The sequence below is a fragment of the Streptomyces sp. NPDC007896 genome (assembly GCF_042959425.1).
Taxonomy (GTDB): Bacteria; Actinomycetota; Actinomycetes; order Streptomycetales; family Streptomycetaceae; genus Streptomyces.
The window spans coordinates 56,601-75,649 of record NZ_JBIBKX010000019.1 but is presented as its reverse complement, the minus strand read 5'-3'; the positions used below and the strand labels follow the sequence as shown (position 1 = coordinate 75,649).

Below are 19,049 nucleotides of genomic sequence, written 5' to 3'. Positions count from 1 at the left end.
ACTTTTTGCCAATAGGTCACCCAACGTCCTTGCGATTGCGACGACGGGACCCGTCCAGCCAATTCTGGCCTGCCCCACTGATTGAATTCTGCTCAAAGCCGGGGCGGCTGACCACAGGTGTTCGAGGACTATGTCAGGTCAGTGAAAATCGGCGCCGGTGAGGTCGAGGAGGGGCCGTGCCTTGACGGCTGTCTCCTCGAACTCGGCCATCGGATCCGACAGCGCTATGACGGCTCCGCCGACTCCGTAACGAATACGGCCGGGGGTGACCACGGCCGTGCGTATCACGACGCTCAGATCGGCTGCACCGGTCAGCGAGAAGTAGCCGATGGCGCCGGAGTAGATGCCACGCGGGCCGGCTTCGAGCTTGTCGATGAGCTGCATGGTGCGGATCTTCGGGGCGCCGGTCATGGAACCGGGCGGGAAGGCGGCGCGCACCCAGTCCACCGAACTGCGGCCCGCCGAGAGCCTCGCCCGGATCCGGCTCGTCAGCTGGTGCACCGTCGCGTAGGTCTCGACCTGGAAGAGGTCGGCCTCGACCGAACCGATCTCGGCGCACCGGCCGAGGTCGTTGCGGACCAGGTCGACGATCATCAGGTTCTCCGCGCGGTCCTTCTCCTGAGTCCGCAGATCCTCGGCCAGGTCGGCGTCCTGCGCCGGGGTCGCGCCGCGCGGACGCGTCCCCTTGATGGGCCTCGAGTCGGCCGTGCCGTCCGCCGAGATGTGCAGGAAACGCTCGGGCGAGGTGCTCAGCACGGACAGCGGCCCGAAGCTGAGCAGCGCCCCGTAGGGCGCGGGGCTGTTGCGGCGCAGAAAGCGGTAGCCCTGCCAGGGGTCCAGGTCGAGGTGCACCTCGGCCATGTTGGTCAGGCACACCTCGTACGTCTCGCCCGCGGCTATCTCGCGTCGGCAGTCGGCGATGAGCCGGAGGTAGGTGTCGCGGTCGTGTCGCAGCCGCAGTTCGGCGGGCCCGGCCGGAGCCGGTACGTCCTCGGCGGCAGGGCCGGCTGCCAAGGCCGCGAGCTCGTCCTGGGCGAAGCGCAGCCAGGCGCGTGCCGCCGTCTCGTCGCCGTCCGGCGCCAGGGCCAGCAGCTGGACGGTGCCCGCCAGGTGGTCGAAGACCAGCGCGCGGTCGGCGAAGACCATGACGGCGTCGGGCTCCTTCGACCGGTGCGCCGCGTCCCCGCCGCACTCGGCCTTCAGCTCGTAGCCGAGGTAGCCGACCCAGCCGAGGGCGAATCCGCAGTCGAGCGGCGGGACCTCCACGCGGATCGAGCGAAGGTCGCGATCGAGCCATTCCAGGAGCCCTCCCTGGATCACGCGCGTGTCCTCGGCGGACCGGACCGTCACGGTACCCGCGTTCACATCGGCCTGTGCCACCCGGGCGAGCGGGCCGGACGCGTCCCCCATGACGGAGAACCGCCCCGTGTCCATATCGGATCTGCTGCTGTCCAGCCAGAAGGCGTACTCCCCGCCCCGGAAGAGGCGGTCGTAGGCGACCTCGGCGTCGCAGGGCACGGGGAGTTGCTCGGCCAGGACCCGCAGTGAGCGGGGCCGTCGCCGGTCCTGCTCCGGCTGCGCGTCCTGGGCCGCACCGGCACCGGTGACTGCGTCGGCGGCGGGTCCGGCACCCGCGTCGTGGGCCGCGTCGGCGGCCGGGGGCGCTGGGGCCCGTCCCGAGATCTCCACCCGCTCCGCCGCGCGGCTCGCGCGCCATGTCCGGCTCAGGTGCGTGAAGTTGGCGAGCAGGTCGTGCCCGTGCCGGGTCAGGATCGACTCGGGGTGGAACTGCAGGCCCCACATCGGCCGGTCGCGGTGCTCGATGCCCATCAGGACCCCGTCCGGTGTCCGGGCGACGGCCCTGAGCTCCTCGGGGAGGTCGGTCACGGCCAGCGAGTGGTAGCGCACCACCTCGAACGGCGACGGGAGTCCGGCGAACAGCCCGGTGCCGTCGTGCAGCACGGGCGAGAGGCGGCCGTGCCTCGGCTCCGGCGCCCGGGACACGGTGGCACCGTGCGCCAGGGCCAGTCCCTGGTGGCCGAGACACACACCCAGCAGGGGCAGCCGCGCATGCTCGACGATCTCCCGACAGATCCCGAAGTCGGCGGCGACCGCCGGATCTCCGGGCCCCGGCGAGAGGACGACGCTGTCGAACGAGTCGAGCATGCCGCGGTGCCAGGAGGGGTCGTCGTTGCGGATCACCACCGGCTCCTGTCCGCTCACCTCCGCCAGGTAGTGGTGAAGGTTGTAGGTGAAGGAGTCATAGTTGTCGACAAGGAGCGTGCGCATGGTTCTTTCCGTGACGTCAGTCGACAACAACGATCTCCAGGAGCAGGTGCTCAATCCTCTCCTCGCCCTCCAGGAAGCTGCGGCCGTCCAGCACACGCAGCGTCCGGCCGCACTCGGCGGCCATGTCGTGGAGCAGGGAGAGGTCGCCGCGGTCGCTGAACTGGAGCAGGGCCGAGCCGCCCTCGGTCAGCAGGCCCGGGGCCTCGACCAGGTAGCGCCGGTGCGCACGGTAGCCCGGATCCACGTACGCCCGCTCGTGATCGGTCTCGTACCGGTAGTCGTCGGGCGCGAGAACGAAGTTGGAGTGCCAGTAGACGGTGTCGAAGCGCTCCGCGGGGTCCAGTGCCGAGAACAGGTCGCTGTGGACCACTCTCACCCGGTCCGCCATGTCGTGCCGCGCGGCGTTGATCTCCGTGTTGCGCACGGCGTCCGGGTTGATGTCGGTGGCGACCACTCGCTCACAGCCCGCGAGGGCGGCCGACACCGCGATGATCCCGGTTCCGGACCCGATCTCCAGGAACGATCCGCTGCGCCGCCAGAAGTCCGGCTCCTCGTCGCCGACGAGCCCGAGAACCTCCATCGCCACCCTGGTCGTCGCCGAGAACGCGGGCGAGAACACGCCACCCAGTACGTCCCACTCCCTGTTCGCCAGTGCAAACATTCTCGGCCTGTCCGTCCGCGTCAACGCCTGCCGGCTGCGCTCGAGCGACCGCGCATAGCTCTTCAGCTCTGCCATCCGTATCCCTTGTGACCATGAGCGCCGTGCGCGCCGTCCGTCCCCGTGATCGACATATTGACCAGCCCTGACACCTGCCGGAAGGTGCTCGTGCCACAACGCTCGGCTGCTGAAGAGGTGGCCCGGGCACCTGTCCGCGCGCCACGCAGGGCCTGCGCGGCTACCGGAGAGTAGGCATCCGAGTTGCTGAATCGCCTACGCGTATGATGGGGAAGTTCGTCGGAAGCCTGTGGTGGGGGGCGCTTGGTGGATTCGGATGACACCTCGGGTGACGCTGGCGCGGAGTCTCCCGCGCTGACCGTTCTCCGGCTTCTCGCCCAGGAGGCCCCGCCCTGGCACTTCGAGGACCTGCTCCGGGAGGCGCACCAGCGCAAGCTGACGGAGCGGCAGCTGAGCGGACTGCGGCAGGCCACCGGGCTGGCGCTGGACGTCCGCGCCTCGATGGACAGACAGCGGAAACGGGAAGCCGCCCTCGCGGCGCTGGTCGACGCGGCCCAGGAGATGGCAGACAGCGGCGCCGACATCCTGAAGGCGGTCACCCGCCGCGCACGACTGCTGCTGGACTTCGACATGACGTATGCCAGCCTCCAGCAGGCGGACGGCAGTTCGCACGTGCAGCACACCGACGGCGAGACGACGGCGCTCAGCGTCGGCCTCTCCATGGACAAAGGCATGGGCATGGGCCAGCTGGCCCAGCACAGGCATGCCCCCTTCTGGTCCTCCGACTACCTGGCCGACGACCGGTTCCCGCATGCGCGGGACATCGACGAGGTTGTGCGCTCGGAAGGCCTCCGCGGGATCCTCGCCGTCCCGATGACCCACGGCAAGAAGTCCCTCGGGGCGTTGTACGGCGCCACGCGGGCCGTACGCCATTTCACTCCCGACGAGGTCAGCCTGATGCGGGCCCTGGCCAACCTGTCGGCCTCGGCCATCGCGGCGGCCCGGCGTCAGGACCTGGCGGACGCCCGTGCGACCGAGGCGGAGCGGGAGGCGGCCCGTGCCGAATCCCTGCGGACGCGACTGAGTTCCGTCTGCGAGGCACAGACCCGGCTCATGGACATGGTGCTCGACGGCTGCGATCTCGGTGACATCCTGCATACGGCCGCCGAGGCACTGGGCGGCACCCTGTGCGTGCGCGACGCCCAAGGTCGCATCCCGGCCGCAACCGGGCAGTTGCCCGACCTGAACGAGGCGACGACGGTCAGGGCGCTCGTGGAGGCGCACGCCGGCGACGAGCCCGTGGCCGTCACCGGGAGCGTCTGGGCCACGCGTCTGGGCACCAAAATGGCGGAACCCGCCGTCCTGCTTCTTGAGACGCCCCGCCAACTCGGTTCCACAGAACGGCAGTTGCTGCGCTCGGTCGGCCAGGCCGTCGCCCTGGTCCTGCAACGGCAGAGCATGGCGGCCGCCGCGGGACCCGTACGCGACGAGTACCTGGACGACCTGCTCTCGGCCGCCCCGCAGTCCTCGCGTCGGCTGTCAGAACGCGCCCGGCGGCTGAAGATCGACCCCGTCGGCGAGCACATCGTCCTGGTCCTGCGGCCGACGGGCGGAAAGCCGGGCGAGGCGAGCATCTGGGCCGCCTCGTACGCCCATCGGCACGGGGGGATACGGACCGTTCGAGGTGAGTGCCTGGTGCTGTTCCTGCCCGGCGCGGACGCCTCCGCCGCCGCCCGCTCGGCCGCGGCGGAGCTGTCCGCCGTACTCGGGCACCCCGTGACCGGCGGCGCGGCCGGGCCGACCCGGGATCTGTGCTCGGTCAACGAGGTCTTCGAAGAGGCGCGGCGATGTCTGGACACCCTGACCGCCCTCGGCTGTGCGGGCCGCACCGCGGCGGCGAAGGACCTGGGCTTCCTCGGGCTGCTGCTCTCCGACAAGAACGACGTCGACGGCTTCGTCTCCTCGGCCGTCGGCCCCGTGCTCGACTACGACGCCCGGCGCTCCACCGACCTCGTCGGAACGCTGGAGGCGTACTTCACCTCGGGCGGCAGCCCGACCCGGGCCGCCCAGCGACTGCACGTCCACACCAACACCGTCATGCGCCGCCTGGACCGGATCGGCGAGCTCCTGGGCCCCTCCTGGCAGGATCCCGCCAACGCGCTGGAGATCCAGCTGGCGTTGCGGCTCCAGCGCGTGAAGGGGTCGGTGCACCGGTAGCCCGGCACACGGCAGGCGCGACCCGCTCACGCCAGCGGCCGTCGGGTCACACCCAGGGCACCGCGAGCTCCGCCAGGGCTGTTGCGGCATGAGCGGCGGAGGCCAGGGTGATGTGCCGGTGCCAGCCGCGGAAGGAGCGCCCCTCGAAGTCCTTCAGGCCGACGTCCTCCCCGGTCCCCGCCTGTGCCTGCCCCGCCCGCCCGGCGAGTTTCGCGATCCGCAGCAGGGAGCCCGCCGCAAGCGAGTCCATGTTGGTGATCCAGCACCCCACAGGCGGGCGCTGCGGGTCCTCCCACTCACCGAGCAGGAGCAGGCTCTTGCCACTGCGGCCGGAGCCCGGCAGGCGCAGCCCCGCGAACCTGCCCGCGGTGTCGACCCGCACGGCGACCGCCCACGAGGCACGGCGGGCGGCGGGGGAACCGGCCGGGCCGGGCCGCTCGACGCGGCGGCGCAGCCCCTTGGCCGAGGCCAGGATCTGCTGGGCGCCGTACACCTTGCCTACGTGGCGGGAGAGCGCGGGGTCGCGCACCGTCAGTCGCCCACCGCCGCCGACGCGGGCGATCACCGGGACGCCCGCCGCGGTGAAGCGGCCGACCGTGTCCGCGATCCGGTCGACGCGCGCGTTCAGCACGACCGGCCGGGGAGCCAACCGCCAGTCGGCCATGGGCTCCAGGACCGTGGCGGCGGCGCACTGCTCCCAGGTCTCCTGCGCGACCGCATCGGGTATCTCGGCCTGACGCCGCCTCGTACGGTCCCGCAGCCACTGATCGGGCAGGAACAGCCGCCAGTTGACCGGCACATCCAGGGTGTCGGACACGTGCCACAGACCGAAGGCGCGCTGACCGTGGAACGTCTGGTCCGTGCCCGGGTCCACGCCCTCGTGGACGCCCACGGACCGGTCGCCGGCCTTCGGTATCGGCATCGGCCGCACCACCCACGCGTGCGGGGCGCTGACCTGCTGAAGGTGCCCGGCCAAGGCCCGCCGCACCGGCATCCAGTCCCAGGTGGAGCTGCTGATGAAGTGATGCAGGCTCTGCTCCATCGCCGCCCCGCCGACGTGGGCACCGATATTGCGGATCGTCTTGCGTCCCTCGGCCAACAGCAGACCGCGCAGGTACAGCTCCCCCTTGCGGCGCTGGTCGCGCCGCGGGAAGGAGGCGAACAGCGCGTCGGCCAGCTCCCGCGTCGCCTGCTCCCGTGCCCGGGCCGGACAACCGCCCGGGCCGGACCACCGGCCCGGATCGGACGGCGCGTACTCTGCCGGGGTCGCCTCAATCTGAACGCTCACAGTGGTTCCTTCCGTTTGCCGTACCGCTGGCCAGACTGACCGCGCCGAACCGCGCGGACGAGGTCGGCGGGGCACCGGATACGCACCCGGGGAGGGTCACTGGGCCACCTCCCGGGTCGGGTGGACGAAAGGCACGGGGGCCGTGGGCACGGGCGGGCGACCGGGGGGAGGTGACGGGACCACACGGCCCGCGCACCCGCACCGGCCCCGTTCCGGGTGTTTGGTACCTTCGTCGCCGTGACAGTGGCGTTGATCGACTCAGGGCTGGGCCTCGTGCCCACCACCGGCTGGCTGCGGCACCTCGCCCCGCGGCTCGATCTGCTGCTGCTCATGGACCCCGACGGCGCGCCCTGGGGATCGCGGACGGCGTCGTACGTCACGGACCGCCTCCTCGCCGCGGCCCGGACGGCCGTCGCGCGAGGTGCGCGGGCTCTCGTCGTGCCCTGCAACACGGCGACCGTCACCGCGATCGACCTGCTGCGCCGGGAGTTCGAGCCCGACCTGCCGGTGGTGGGCACCGTCCCCGCGGTGAAGCCGGCCGCGGCGGCCGGCCGGAGTGTCGCGGTGTGGGCGACCGTCCGTACGACGGCGAGTGCCTATCAAGAGCGGCTCATCGCCGACTTCGCGAACGGCACACCGGTCGCGCGAGTCGCCTGCCCGGGTCTCGCCGAGGCGATCGACCACGGCGACAAGGACGCGGCGACCGCTGCGATCGCAGCCGCCGCCGAGCGCACGCCCGCCGACTGTGACTCCGTGGTCCTGGGCTGCACCCACTACCCTCTCGTCGCCCCGCAGATCCTGCAGCGGCTGCCGGCGGGGGTCACCCTGTACGACAGCGCGGAGGCGGTCGCCCGGCAGACTCTGCGGCGCCTGAACGGGGCCGTGGGGGCCGTGGGGGCGGAGCCGGCCGAGGGGGCCGGGCAGGCCGTAGGTGCCGTCGATGTGCAGCTCAGTGGCCGGCCCGGAGTGCTCCCGGCGGCGGCCCTCGCCTACCCGGTGGGCCGGGCGCTGGCCTCCGGGACGTGGGTGCCGCGTGCGGCGCTCATGTCCGCCGCGACCCGGCTGCCGGTGACCACTCCGGCGAACTGAGCCGGTCGGCAGGGGGATCGGCCGCGCGCGCGGACAGCAGCGGCCCGGCCATCGCCGTCGTGACGAGAGCCGTGATCACCAGCACGGTGAAGACCGTTCCGTCGAGGACACCCATGCTCACGCCGGCGTTCAGCACGACGAGTTCCGTCAGCCCGCGGGTGTTCATCAGGACGCCGAGGTCCCTCGCCTCCGTCCAGGACAGTCCCGACAGCCGTGCCGGGATCATCGTCCCGATCAGCTTGCCCGCGCAGGCGGCCCCCACGGCCGACACCAGCATCAGGTATCCGCCCGTCCCCAGGGCACCGAGGTCCACGCCGAGCCCCGTCACGATGAAGAAGACCGGCAGGAAGAGCCGGCTGATCTGCTCGACCGGCGTGCGCAGCTTGCGGGCGAGGTCCGGTTCACGCGGCATGACGAAGCCGAAGAGGAAGGCGCCGAAGAGGGCGTGGAGACCGATCCACGACGTCACCCACGCGGACAGGAAGACACCCGCGCACACCGCGGTGAGCAGCGCCGCCCGGTCTCCGAGTGCCGCCGGGCGCCGCACCAGCCGGGCCAGCAGCGGGCGGAGGGCGAAGAACATCACCGCCACGTAGCAGAGGCTGAGGGCCCCGACCCGCAGCAGCGCCAGGTGGTCGCCGTCGGCTTTCACCAGGGCCGACACGAAGGCGAGCAGGTACCAGGCGAGGACGTCGTCCACCGCGGCACAGGCCAGGGCGAGGGATCCCACACGGGTGGACATCAGCTTCCGGTCCGTGAGGATCCGCGCCAGGACGGGGAACGCGGTGACCGACAGTGCCGTACCCATGAAGAGGGCGAACGCGCCGAACGGTATCTCGCGGCCGGCGACCGTCGCATGGGCCGGGTGGATCAGGGCAGCGAAGCCGACCCCCATGCCGAAGGCCACCGCGACCGACAGCAGGGACACCTGGACCGCAAGTCCGGCATGCGGCCTGACGAGTTGTTTCTCGAACTCCCAGCCGACGACGAACATGAACAGGACCAGCCCGATCTGGGAGACCGCCGACAGCAGTGGCCGGACGTCGGCGGGGAAGAGGACCTGGGTCGGGTCCCCGGGCAGTCGGCCCAGCAGGCTGGGCCCGAGCACGATCCCCGCGACGATCTCCCCGATGACGACGGGCTGGCGCAGCCACCGCGCCAGCCGGCCGAGCACCAGGCCCGTCACCAGCACGACGGCGATGTCCGCGAGCAGTACCGCCGAACGCGCGTCCTGGGATGCCGCCGTGGTGAGCACTGACTGATACCGCCTTCTGTCGCGGAACGGGTGTGACTGGTACGGGGAGAGACAGGCGGGCCGCTCGGGCGGCCCAAGGTCACCCGGCCCGCAGGACCACGGGAAGGCTGCTGTGGCCGTGCAGCAGGCTGGAGTGGATCCTGTTCGGCACGCCGGCCTGCTCCACCGCGCCGACGGACGCCATGAGCGCTTCGAGGAGAGCCCGCAGTTCGATGCGGCCGAGGTGCGCGCCCAGACAGAAGTGTCGGCCGTGCCCGAAGGCCACATGTTTGTTGGGGAAGCGGGCCAGGTCGAAGGACCTCGGCTCGTGGAAGACCCGCTCGTCGTTGTTGGCCGAGATGTTCCACAGGGTGACGATGTCTCCCCCGCGGATGTGCCGGCCGCCCAGGGCCAGGTCGTGGTGGGCGGTGCGGGCGAAGTACATCGCGGGCGTGGCCCAGCGCAGGGCTTCCTCCACCGCCGAGTCCAGGGAGACCTGGTCCGCCTTCAACGCCCGCCACTGGTGCGGGTGTTCGGCCAGTGCCCGCACCGTGCTGATGGCGGAGACGCGGGACGACTCGTCGCCGCCCAGCATGATGCTGTAGCAGTTCAGGGCGACTTCCTCCAGCGTGAAGGGCTCGTCGTCGACCTTCGCGCAGGCGAGCACACTCACCACGTCGTCGCCCGGGTCGGCCCGTCGCTCCCGCGCCAGGTCCATGAAGTACAGGACGATCTCGTTGCGGGCCTGGAGGGCATCCAGCGGGTCGGCGCCGGCCGTCTCCGCCGACAGGGTCTTCTTGTTCCACCCCAGCAATCGGCCGCGATCGACCTCGGGAACGGCGAGCAGGTCGCAGATGGTGTTCATGGGGATGTGCTCCGCCACCTCGGCGGCGAAGTCGAACGCCCCGGCTCCGGTCACCTCACGCACCAGGCGCTGGGCGCGCAGCCGCACCTGCCGGGCGACCTCCTCCAGTGCCCGGGGCGTGAAGGAGCGCCACATCACGGACCGCATGGCCCGATGGCGGGGGCCGTCGGTGACGGCGAGCATCTTCCCGCCCGCCGAGTCGTCTCCCGCGAGCAGGACGTCCAGCACGGTACCGCGAGCGGACCTCAACGCGTCCGCGTCGCTGTAGGCCGCGACGACGTCCTCGTACCCGGCGACGACCCAGAACCCGGAGCGCGGTCCGGGCGCTTCGTGCCAGTACACGGGCCGGCTGCGGCGAACCTCGCGGAAGTACGCGTGCGGGTCGTGGTCCACGAAGGTCTCGGCGTCGGTGAGGTCGAGCGAGAGTGCGCCGGCACTGGATGCGGGGGCCATGACCGGACTCCTTCCGGCAGCAGCACGGGACTTGGGGAAAAAGGCAGTCGGTGTTCGCTGCCGACGGAAGAGTGGCAGACGCTCAACTGCACGACGGCGAGACATTGCCGATGTCTTTCACAAAGGACGGGTCATGACGGAGAGACGACAGATCGGTTGGTGACCTCGCGCACCCGTGGAAGGCTCCGCGATGTCACTGCGAGAAGGGTGAGAACACCGTGCAGAAGCCACGAGACACCTGGCTCCGTTTCCTGGGCGGCGACCGACTTCCGGAGCTGCGGCTGATCTGCTTTCCGCATTCGGGGGGATCAGCGACGAGTTTCGCCCCCTGGGCCCGCCAAATGCGCCGCGGCACACAGCTGCTGGCCGTTCAGTACCCGGGCCGTGCGGACCGATTCGGTGCGGCACCGGCCGCGTCCATACAGGAAATGGGCGGCGAGGTCGCCCGGGAACTGCTGTCGGAGGACATACCGACCGTGCTGTTCGGGCAGAGCCTCGGTGCACTGGTCGCCTACGAAACCGCCGTCAGAATGCGGGAGACGGGAAGGGAGCCGGAGCTCGTGGCGGTGTCGAGTTCCCTTCCTCCCGCCTGCGCGGGAGGCGGAGACGCTCATCTCGCCTCGGACGACGCACTCTGGGCGGCCGTACGGAGCCTCGGCGGAGTGGAGGCGGAGCTCGCCGCGGACGGTGAGCTGGCGGCCCTCGTGCTGGAGGTGCTCCGCGATGACATCGCGCTGAATGAGAACTACGTACCGACGCGGGAGGGGGCGGCCCTCTCCTGCCCGGTCCGCTGCTATCACGGCATCGGCGATCCCTTGGTGGACGCATCCCGTCTGGCCCGATGGGCGGACGTGAGCACGGGGCCGTTCTCGACGCACCGGCGCGAAGGCGGGCACTTCCATGCGTTCGCCGAGTCGCACGCCCTTGTCGACGACCTTCTCAACGCCCCGTAGATGGAGCCGCTCATGACCGCCCTGACGTATGACAGCTATCTTCACACGGAGACGCTGCTCTCACTCCAGCGCACCCGGACACCGGACACCGCCGACCGGTCGGTGGCGCTGTCCGAGCAATTCTTCATCGTCGCGCACCAGTCCAGCGAGCTGTGGCTCAAGCAGTTGCTGAGCGACCTCGCGGCCGCGGTGGACCGGCTGTGCCCCGCCGGCGGACACCAGGACCTGGAGGAGAGTACCGAACTGCTGCAGCGGGCCGGTGTGTTGTTGCGCGTCCTGCACGACCAGGTCGTCGTACTCGAACGGCTGCCCGTGCGGCACTTCGCACAGTTCCGGCCCCATCTCGGCAGCGCGAGCGGCGCGCAGTCGCGGCAGTTCTCGCTGCTGGCTCGGCTGGTGGAGAACGAATCGGACGACGGCACGCTGTACCGCGCCTTCACCGCGGCGGCCCTGAGTCGGGGTACGTCGGTCCTCGGGATCTGCCGCCAGGGGGTCACCGCCGGGGCGCTGCATCGGATCGCCGAGGAACTCCTCGACATCGGAAACGGGTACTGGCGCTGGAAGGTGGCCCATCTGGGTCTGGTCGCCAAGATGATGGCGGGTCAGAACGGTTCGGGCGGGACGAGCGGCGCGGACCATCTCCTGAGTCGCATCGTCATGCCGTTCGCCGAACTGCGCCGGGTGCGCGGTCAGTTGCACGAGACCCTCGCGCCTGCCGGCCCGTGATCGCCCGGTCGTGCGGATCAGTCGGGGGTAGTCGGTTCGGCCGGCCGCGGATCCGTCCAGGACTCCCCGATGTAGTCCAGACAGGCCTGGCGGTCGCCGGGCGCCGTCACACTTCGCCAGCCGCGCGGAATGTCGCGCACGTCGGGCCAGATGGCGTGCCATCCCTGGTCGTTCACCACGACCCGGAATTGGTGCCGTTCGTCGTCGAAGGGATTTGTGCCCATTGATTGACTCCCACGGGACGGTCTCGATGATGCCCCACCCTGCGCCATCTCGCCTTCCCTCCGCAATCGGCCGGAAAGACCCGTGCAAGATTCCCGCCCGGGACACCGCTCCGGGTCCGCGGAGTGGGCCGATCTTTCGCAGATCTTTTTGGATCCGGCCGACATCCGCAGGGCTTTGCCAATGTGTCGGCAGACCTTGTGGGTTGATCTGGTGACGTGGGCGACGGAAATGAGGAGTGAGATGGCGAACAATGTCGTGATCGTCGGAGGTGGCACAGCGGGCTGGATGACCGCCACCTATCTGAGGGCGACCTTCGGGGACGATGTCGGTATCACTCTGGTCGAATCGAAGAACGTCCCCACGATCGGGGTCGGAGAAGCCACGTTCAGCACGGTCCGGCACTTCTTCTCCCATCTCGGCCTGGCCGAACACGAATGGATGCCGGAGTGCCACGCCTCCTACAAACTCGCCATCCGGTTTGAGAACTGGCGGGCCGAAGGGCACCACTTCTACCACCCCTTCGAACGCCCCAGGAACGTCCAGGGGTTCTCGCTGGCCGACTGGTGGCTGCACACGCGCCCCGGCGAGCGTTTCGACCGTGACACCTCCCTGCTCGCCGCGTTGTGCGAGGCGAAGAGTTCCCCCCGGCACCTGGACGGTGCGATGTTCACGTCCGGCTTCGGCGCGGTGGACGAGCCGGCCAGGGCGGCCGAGGACGGCCGGGAGACGCAGTTCCCGTACGCCTACCACTTCGACGCTGCCCTCCTCGCCCGGTTCCTCACCCGCTTCGGCACCGAGCGCGGGGTTCGGCACGTGCTCGACGACGTCCTCGACGTGGCCCTCGACGACCACGGTGACATCTCCCACGTCGTCACCCGCGAACACGGGGCCCTGACGGGCGACTTGTTCATCGACTGCACCGGCTTCCGGGGCATGCTCATCAACAAGGCCCTCGGCGTGCCCTTCGAGTCGTTCCGGGAGAGCCTGCCCAACGACAGCGCCGTCGCCCTGCGCGTACCGGTGAACGGCGAGAAGGCGGGCATGCGGCCCTGTACGACGGCCACCGCCCAGGACGCGGGCTGGATCTGGACGATCCCCCTCTTCGGCCGCATCGGGACGGGTTACGTCTACGCCGGCGACTACTGCACACCGGAGGAAGCCGAACGCACGCTGCGGGAGTTCGTCGGGCCCGCCGCCGACGGTCTGACCGCCAACCACATCACGATGCGCATCGGCCGCTGCGCGCGGTCGTGGGTGCGCAACTGCGTGGCCATCGGCCTCTCCAGCGGTTTCGTCGAACCTCTGGAGTCGACGGGAATCTTCTTCATCCACAACGCCGTCGAGCAGTTGGTCAAGCACTTCCCCGGCGGGCGCGACGACGAGCACCGGCGCCGTACCTACAACCGGCAGGTCGCGGCAGTCATGGACGGCGTGCGCGAGTTCCTGGTGCTGCACTACTACGCGGCCGCGCGCGACGACAACGCGTACTGGCGTGACGCCAAGAAGCGGCCACTGCCCGACGGCCTGGCCGAGCGCATCGAGGCCTGGAGCCACCGGCTCCCCGACGCCGAGTCCGTCTTTCCCCGCTTCCACGGCTTTGAGCCCTACTCGTACACCGCCATGCTCCTCGGCCTCGACGGCCTGCCCGTCCGGCCGCCCGCCGCGCTGTCCCGCATGGACGACACCGCGGCACGCCGGGAGTTCGCATTGATACGGGACCAGGCCCAGGCTCTCGCGCAGCGGCTACCCAGCCAGTACGCCTATCTCGCGCACCAGCAGAACGCCTCGACGGGACCGCCGGCATCAGCCGCCTGACACCGGCGCACCGACGGTCACCGCCCCAGAAAGGTGTGACGCATGACCTCGCTCCCTCCCCTCGCCCCACGGACGGCCGGTCCCGTGGCGCACCGGCCGTCCGTGCCGCCCCCCAGCTTCCGGTCGCTGATGGCGCACTTCCCGGCCGGTGTCGCCGTGGTGACCGCCATGGCTGCCGACGGCCGGCCCCGGGGCATGACCTGCACCGCGCTGTCGAGCGTCTCCGACCGGCCGCCGACTCTTCTGGTGTGCATCAAGCAGTCCAGCCGGACCCTCGCGGCCATCGACGAGAGCAGCACGTTCGCGGTCAACCTGTTGCACCGGCACGCCCGTTGCGCCGCCGAGCGGTTCGCCTCGGACCGTCCCGACCGCTTCGACCAGGTGCCCTGGGAGTACCGGGCGCCGTCCCACGGCGGCCCCCATCTCCTGGGCGACGCCCACACCGTCGCGGACTGCCGGGTGACCGGCATGGTGACGGTGGCCGATCACACGGTGGTCTTCGCCGAGGTCTTCTCCGTCACCGAGCGGACCGACGGCCGCAGTCCCCTGCTGTACGCGCTGCGCGACTACTGGTCGCTCGACGAGGGCGACAGCGGCGCTCCCGCCGGGAGCGCGATACGCCAGACCCGACGAACCGACTGAGGAAGACATGACAGAGTACGGAATCTCGCTGCTCCCCGACACCGGCGTCGATGTCCGCAGCCCCCGCGACTACTACGACAACCTGTTGGCGGCGTCCCGGCTGGCTGAACAGCTGGGGTTCGAGTACATCAAGATGACCGAGCACTACATGGACCCGTACGGCGGCTACTGCGCGGACCCGCTGGCGTTCCTGTCCGCCGTGGCGGCGCAGACCAGCCGGGTGCGGCTGATGACCGGCGGCATCCAGGCTTCCTTCCACCACCCGATCCAACTGGCGGCCCGCACAGCGCAGTTGGACGCCCTCAGCCACGGCCGCCTGGAGGTGGGCTTCGCCCGGGCCTTCCTGCCCTACGAGTTCGACGCCTTCGGTGTCGACATGGACACCAGTGCCGAGCGCTTCCGCAGCACCGTCGACGCCGTCGTACGGCTCTGGACCGGCCGCCAGGTCTCGGAGGACACCCCCTTCTTCCGCTACGAGGGCGTCACCTCCCAGCCGCCGGTCACCCAGCAGCCCCATCCTCCGGTGTGGGCCGCGGCCCTGTTCACGAAGTCCAGCTTCGAGTGGATCGGCGACCGCGGTCACCACCTGCTCATCGCCTCCTCGCCCAGCCGCGAGAAGGCCGGTCAGCTCAAGGAGCTGATCGAGCTCTACCGTGAGCGGTTCCTCGCCGCGTACGGCTACACCGGCCGACGCCCGCGGGTCGCGATCAGCATCGCCCTCCTCCTCGCCGACAGCGACGAGGAGGCACGCGCCGAGGGCGGGAGGCACCTGCGCCGGCACTGGGACACCTTCGCCGCCGCGGCACGCTCCTGGCGGGGGCGCGGCTCCACCTCGTACGAGGGCTACCGCGAAGCGCTCGTCGACAAGCACTCGGCGGGCAACAGCGAGGACGCCGGTATGTCCGTGTTCGGCGCGCCCGAGTCGGCCGCGGAGCAGATCCGGGAGATACGCGACCTGCTGCGCCCGGACGTCATGCTGTGGCAGCTGGACTTCGGCCAGCAGCCGCGGGCCGCCATGGAGCGCACGCTGCGGCTGTTCGCCGAGCGTGTCCGTCCCCGCCTCGACGAGACGGAGCGGTCATGAACGCGGCCTCGGTCGCGCGGACCGTGCCGGAGCTGTTCGCGTCCGTCGCCGCCGCGTACCCCGACGCGCCCGCGGTCGTCCACCGGGACACGGCCCTGGAGTACCGGCTCCTCGACCAGCGGTCCAACCGGCTGGCCCGGCAGCTGACCGCCCTGGGCGTCGGGCCGGACACGCTGGTGGCCCTCGCGGTACCCCGCTCGACCGAACTCGTGGTGGCCGTGCTGGCCGTCCTCAAGGCGGGCGGGGCGTATCTGCCGCTCGATCCCGACTACCCGCGGGACCGGCTGGCCCACATGGTGTCGGACGCCCGGCCGATGCTGCTTCTGCGCACCTCCGCGGTGGGGCTGCCGGACACGGGGCTGCCGGAGGTCGTCCTCGACAGCCCCGACACGGCGCGAGAGCTGTCCCGCCGCTCCCCCGCCGGTCTCGGCGAGGGCGACCTGAGGAGCCCGCTGCGGCCGCACCACCTGATGTACGTGATCTACACCTCCGGGTCCTCCGGCCTGCCGAAAGGCGTGGCCGTGACCCACGAGGGGGTCGCGGACCTCGCCGTCACCCAGGCCACCCGCTTCGGCGTCGCCCCGGGCGAACGCGTCCTGCAGTGGGCATCGGTCAGTTTCGACGCGGCCTTCTGGGACATCGCCCTGGCCCTGCTGTCCGGGGCCACCCTGGTCATGGCCGACGCCGACGACGTCCTGCCGGGCCGGCCGCTGCGGGAGACCCTGCTCAAGCACGACATCACGCACGCGGTGCTGCCGCCCGCCGCGCTCAGTCTCACCGACAGCGAGGGCGTCCTGCTCGGCGGGACCATCATGTCCACCGGAGACGCCTGCACGCCCGCGCTGGTGCGCAAGTGGAGTCCGGGCCGGCGCATGTTCAACGGCTACGGCCCCACCGAGGTGACCGTGGGCGCGACCATCGCCGGGCCCATCGACGACGCGGACCGGTTCGGCATCGGGCAGCCCTGGACCGGCGGCGCGGTCTATGTGCTGGACGAGCGGCTGCGCCCCGTCCCCGACGGCGAGGAGGGCGAGCTGTACCTCGCCGGCAGCGGTCTGGCCCGCGGCTATCTGAACCGGCCGGGCCTGACCGCCGCGACGTTCGTGCCCAACCCCTTCGGGCCGCCGGGAAGCCGCATGTACCGTTCCGGCGACCGCGGCAGACGGGAGAAGGACGGCAGCTTCTCCTTCACCGGCCGCGCCGACGACCAGGTGAAGGTACGGGGCTTCCGGATCGAACTGGGCGAGGTGGAGGCGTGCCTCGGCCGGCACCCCGCGGTGGATCTGGCCGTCGCGATGGTGGAGGGCCAACTCGCGGACGCCCGGGTAGTGGCGTACGCGACCGTCCGGCCGGGCACCAACGTGACCCCGCGCGACCTCCGCTCGGCCGCGGCCGACGCGCTTCCCGAGTGGATGGTGCCGGCTCGCGTGACCGTCCTGGACAACCTGCCGACCCTTCCCAACGGGAAGATCGACCGGCAGGCGCTGGGCCGTCCGGGCGGCACCCCGCCCGCGCCCCGCCGCGCCCTCGACGCGGACGCGTCCGCCGAGGAGATGCTGTGCGCCGAGGTCGGCGCCCTGCTCGGGCTGCCGTCGGTGGACCCCTCGGACAACCTTTTCGAGATCGGCGCGAACTCGCTGGTGGTCGCCCGGCTCGTCAGCGCGGTCGACAAGGAACTCGGCGTCCGGCTGCCCCTGCGCGCGGTGTTCGAGTCGGCCTCCCTCGCCGAACTGGCCGGTGTCCTGCGCGAGCTGATGCCATGACACCGCGCGTCGCAGCCTCGCGGAGCCGGGGGATCGTCGTGGTCGGGGCGGGCCTCGTCGGACCGGTCGCGGCCATGTACCTGGCGCGGCGGCACGGCCCGGTCACCGTCCTCGAACAGCGTCCCGACCCGCGCGGCACCTCCACCCGGGCGGACCGCTCCCTCACCGTCATCCTGTCCGCCCGCGGCTGGCGGGTCATGGAGGACCTCGGACTGGCTGAGCGAGTGCGCAGCCTGTGTCTTCCCCTCAAGGGACGCATGGGTCACCTCCCCGACGGCAGCACGGACTTCACCCCCTACAGCAGGGACGGCTCGCCCATCTGGGCGGTGGAACGCCGACGGCTTCAGCATCTGCTGCTGGACGCCGCGGCGGTCACGCCCGAGGTGGAGCTGCGCTTCGGGCAACGTGTCCACGCCATCGACCTGGACGGCCCCGGGGTGACGGTCGGCGACGACTCGGGCACCCACCGGCTCTCCTGCACACGTCTGCTGGGATGCGACGGCGCCCGTTCGGCCGTGCGCGCGGCGATGGTGCGCCACGGGGCACGTGAGCGGGTCGGCACCCTGGAACTGGCCTACCAGGAGATCAACCTGCCGCTGCCCGGCTGCGACCGGGAGATCATGCACTACTGGCCGGCCGGTGACGCCCTGTTCGGCGCCTTTCCGATGCTGTCCGCGGACCTCTTCGCCGGGTCCGTGTTCCTGCGCCGCGAAGGGCCCGCACCCTCCTTCGCCGCGGCGTCCTCCCCCGAGGACCGCGCCCGGCAGTTCCACGACCTCTTCCCGCAGCTCACCGCCCACATACCGGACCTGCGCGACCAACTGGCCGCCAAGCCGGTCTCGACCGTCTCGCTCGTACGGTGCGACACCTGGGTCCACGGTGAGAGGGCCGCCCTGCTCGGCGACGCCTGCCACGCCATGGCCCCGTTCATGGGGCAGGGCATGAACTGCGGCTTCGAGGACGCCCGCACCCTCGTACGGCTGCTGGACGAGACGGGCCACTGGGGCGCGGCCCTGGCCCGCTACCAGGACGTCCGCCGGGCCGACGGGGACTCCATCGCCGACATCTCCCACGAGCACTACCGGACGATGTCCCGCCTGCCCGGACAGTCGGAGACCGACTTGGAGTCGGCGGTGATTCGGCGCCTGCAGGACCTCTTCCCGGGCCGCTTCGTGCCGCTGTACGAGCGCTGCGCCTTCTCCGAGCAGAGCTACGCCTCCGCCTGGGCCGACGAGCAGGCGCTGCGCCGTGTCGCCCACGCCCTGACGCGCAGCCACGGCACGGCCGTGCGCGACCTCACCGACGACCAGCTGCGCCGCCACCGGCTGCTCGTCTGACCACTCTCCATCCCTCTCAGAACCCGGTTCCCGCCTTGGAGGCCCAAGTGATTCTCGTCGTATTCAGGTCCCGCTTCTCGGACGACGTGGACGGCTCGTACGACACCACGGAACGGCATCTCGCCCAGAAGGTCCGCGAACTCGCGGGCGACGACTTGGTCCATCTGAAGAACTACCAGTCCGAGGACGGCGAACGTCTCGCTCTCGTGTGGTGGCGCTCGGCGGAGTCCCTGGAGAAGTGGCGCAACGACACCGAGCACCAGGACGCGCAACGGCGCGGCAAGGAGCACTGGTACTCGTTCTACGAGCTGAGCGTCGCGGAAGTGATGCGCACGAGCTCCAGCGAGGACGCGGCCGCCTACCCCTCGGAGTGACGGGCGGCCCCTGTGCCCC

The 19,049-nt window shown here is 71.0% G+C and carries 16 protein-coding genes; 10 read left to right on the top strand and 6 right to left on the bottom strand.

Annotation, left to right across the window (positions count from 1 at the left end; genetic code table 11):
- Positions 1 to 138 precede the first annotated feature (138 nt).
- Both pabB and ACFZDJ_RS43570 read right to left on the bottom strand, forming a co-directional pair.
- Positions 139 to 2,289, bottom strand: a complete 2,151-nt coding sequence (pabB, locus tag ACFZDJ_RS43575; RefSeq protein ID WP_391067632.1) for an aminodeoxychorismate synthase component I — start codon at positions 2,287 to 2,289, stop codon at positions 139 to 141.
- A gap of 16 nt (positions 2,290 to 2,305) precedes the next feature.
- Positions 2,306 to 2,950 carry a 50S ribosomal protein L11 methyltransferase gene (locus ACFZDJ_RS43570; protein ID WP_391067629.1) on the bottom strand — a complete coding sequence of 215 codons (645 nt, stop codon included), beginning with the start codon at positions 2,948 to 2,950 and terminating at the stop codon, positions 2,306 to 2,308.
- A gap of 321 nt (positions 2,951 to 3,271) precedes the next feature.
- On the opposite strand from ACFZDJ_RS43570, the gene ACFZDJ_RS43565 reads away from it, so the two are divergent.
- Positions 3,272 to 5,182 carry a helix-turn-helix domain-containing protein gene (locus ACFZDJ_RS43565; RefSeq protein WP_391067829.1) on the top strand — a complete coding sequence of 637 codons (1,911 nt, stop codon included), beginning with the start codon at positions 3,272 to 3,274 and terminating at the stop codon, positions 5,180 to 5,182.
- 46 nt (positions 5,183 to 5,228) lie between these two features.
- Here the strand turns inward: ACFZDJ_RS43565 and ACFZDJ_RS43560 are convergent, their stop codons facing one another.
- Complete coding sequence (locus tag ACFZDJ_RS43560; RefSeq protein WP_391067628.1) at positions 5,229 to 6,470, bottom strand: transposase; 1,242 nt, start codon at positions 6,468 to 6,470, stop codon at positions 5,229 to 5,231.
- Positions 6,471 to 6,707: 237 nt separating this feature from the next.
- On the opposite strand from ACFZDJ_RS43560, the gene ACFZDJ_RS43555 reads away from it, so the two are divergent.
- The gene (locus ACFZDJ_RS43555) at positions 6,708 to 7,559 is read left to right on the top strand and encodes an aspartate/glutamate racemase family protein (RefSeq protein WP_390936822.1); all 852 of its coding nucleotides are present in this window, start codon (positions 6,708 to 6,710) and stop codon (positions 7,557 to 7,559) included.
- On the opposite strand, the gene ACFZDJ_RS43550 is transcribed toward ACFZDJ_RS43555, so the two are convergent.
- Both ACFZDJ_RS43550 and ACFZDJ_RS43545 read right to left on the bottom strand, forming a co-directional pair.
- Positions 7,513 to 8,814 (bottom strand): cation:proton antiporter, encoded by a 1,302-nt coding sequence (locus tag ACFZDJ_RS43550; protein ID WP_391067625.1) that lies wholly within the window; start codon positions 8,812 to 8,814, stop codon positions 7,513 to 7,515. The genes ACFZDJ_RS43555 and ACFZDJ_RS43550 overlap by 47 nt on opposite strands.
- Before the next feature lie 79 nt (positions 8,815 to 8,893).
- On the bottom strand, positions 8,894 to 10,111 hold the full coding sequence (locus ACFZDJ_RS43545; protein WP_391067622.1) for a cytochrome P450: 1,218 nt from the start codon (positions 10,109 to 10,111) through the stop codon (positions 8,894 to 8,896).
- A gap of 218 nt (positions 10,112 to 10,329) precedes the next feature.
- On the opposite strand from ACFZDJ_RS43545, the gene ACFZDJ_RS43540 reads away from it, so the two are divergent.
- Entirely contained in the window at positions 10,330 to 11,064 is a 735-nt protein-coding gene (locus ACFZDJ_RS43540) for a thioesterase domain-containing protein (RefSeq protein ID WP_391067619.1), read from the top strand.
- 12 nt (positions 11,065 to 11,076) lie between these two features.
- Positions 11,077 to 11,790, top strand: coding sequence for a tryptophan 2,3-dioxygenase family protein (locus tag ACFZDJ_RS43535; protein WP_391067616.1), 714 nt, complete (start codon positions 11,077 to 11,079; stop codon positions 11,788 to 11,790).
- 17 nt (positions 11,791 to 11,807) lie between these two features.
- Here the strand turns inward: ACFZDJ_RS43535 and ACFZDJ_RS43530 are convergent, their stop codons facing one another.
- On the bottom strand, positions 11,808 to 12,014 hold the full coding sequence (locus ACFZDJ_RS43530; protein ID WP_168498397.1) for an MbtH family protein: 207 nt from the start codon (positions 12,012 to 12,014) through the stop codon (positions 11,808 to 11,810).
- Positions 12,015 to 12,255: 241 nt separating this feature from the next.
- Between ACFZDJ_RS43530 and ACFZDJ_RS43525 the strand changes: the two genes are divergently transcribed.
- The 6 genes from ACFZDJ_RS43525 to ACFZDJ_RS43500 are packed head-to-tail and all read left to right on the top strand — an operon-like array spanning position 12,256 to position 19,030.
- A complete protein-coding gene (locus ACFZDJ_RS43525) occupies positions 12,256 to 13,830 on the top strand; it encodes an FAD-dependent oxidoreductase (RefSeq protein ID WP_390936810.1) in 1,575 nt (524 codons plus the stop codon).
- Positions 13,831 to 13,872: 42 nt separating this feature from the next.
- On the top strand, positions 13,873 to 14,472 hold the full coding sequence (locus ACFZDJ_RS43520) for a flavin reductase (RefSeq protein WP_391067612.1): 600 nt from the start codon (positions 13,873 to 13,875) through the stop codon (positions 14,470 to 14,472).
- Between the two features lie 7 nt (positions 14,473 to 14,479).
- Positions 14,480 to 15,556 (top strand): LLM class flavin-dependent oxidoreductase, encoded by a 1,077-nt coding sequence (locus ACFZDJ_RS43515; protein WP_391067609.1) that lies wholly within the window; start codon positions 14,480 to 14,482, stop codon positions 15,554 to 15,556.
- The gene (locus ACFZDJ_RS43510; RefSeq protein WP_391067606.1) at positions 15,553 to 17,319 is read left to right on the top strand and encodes an amino acid adenylation domain-containing protein; all 1,767 of its coding nucleotides are present in this window, start codon (positions 15,553 to 15,555) and stop codon (positions 17,317 to 17,319) included. Before ACFZDJ_RS43515 ends, ACFZDJ_RS43510 begins: the two co-directional genes overlap by 4 nt.
- Positions 17,316 to 18,656, top strand: a complete 1,341-nt coding sequence (locus ACFZDJ_RS43505) for an FAD-dependent oxidoreductase (RefSeq protein ID WP_391067603.1) — start codon at positions 17,316 to 17,318, stop codon at positions 18,654 to 18,656. The genes ACFZDJ_RS43510 and ACFZDJ_RS43505 overlap by 4 nt, the downstream gene beginning before the upstream one ends.
- Before the next feature lie 47 nt (positions 18,657 to 18,703).
- Positions 18,704 to 19,030: an antibiotic biosynthesis monooxygenase gene (locus ACFZDJ_RS43500; RefSeq protein WP_168513836.1), complete on the top strand. Its 327-nt coding sequence runs from the start codon at positions 18,704 to 18,706 to the stop codon at positions 19,028 to 19,030.
- The last annotated feature ends 19 nt before the right edge of the window (positions 19,031 to 19,049 follow it).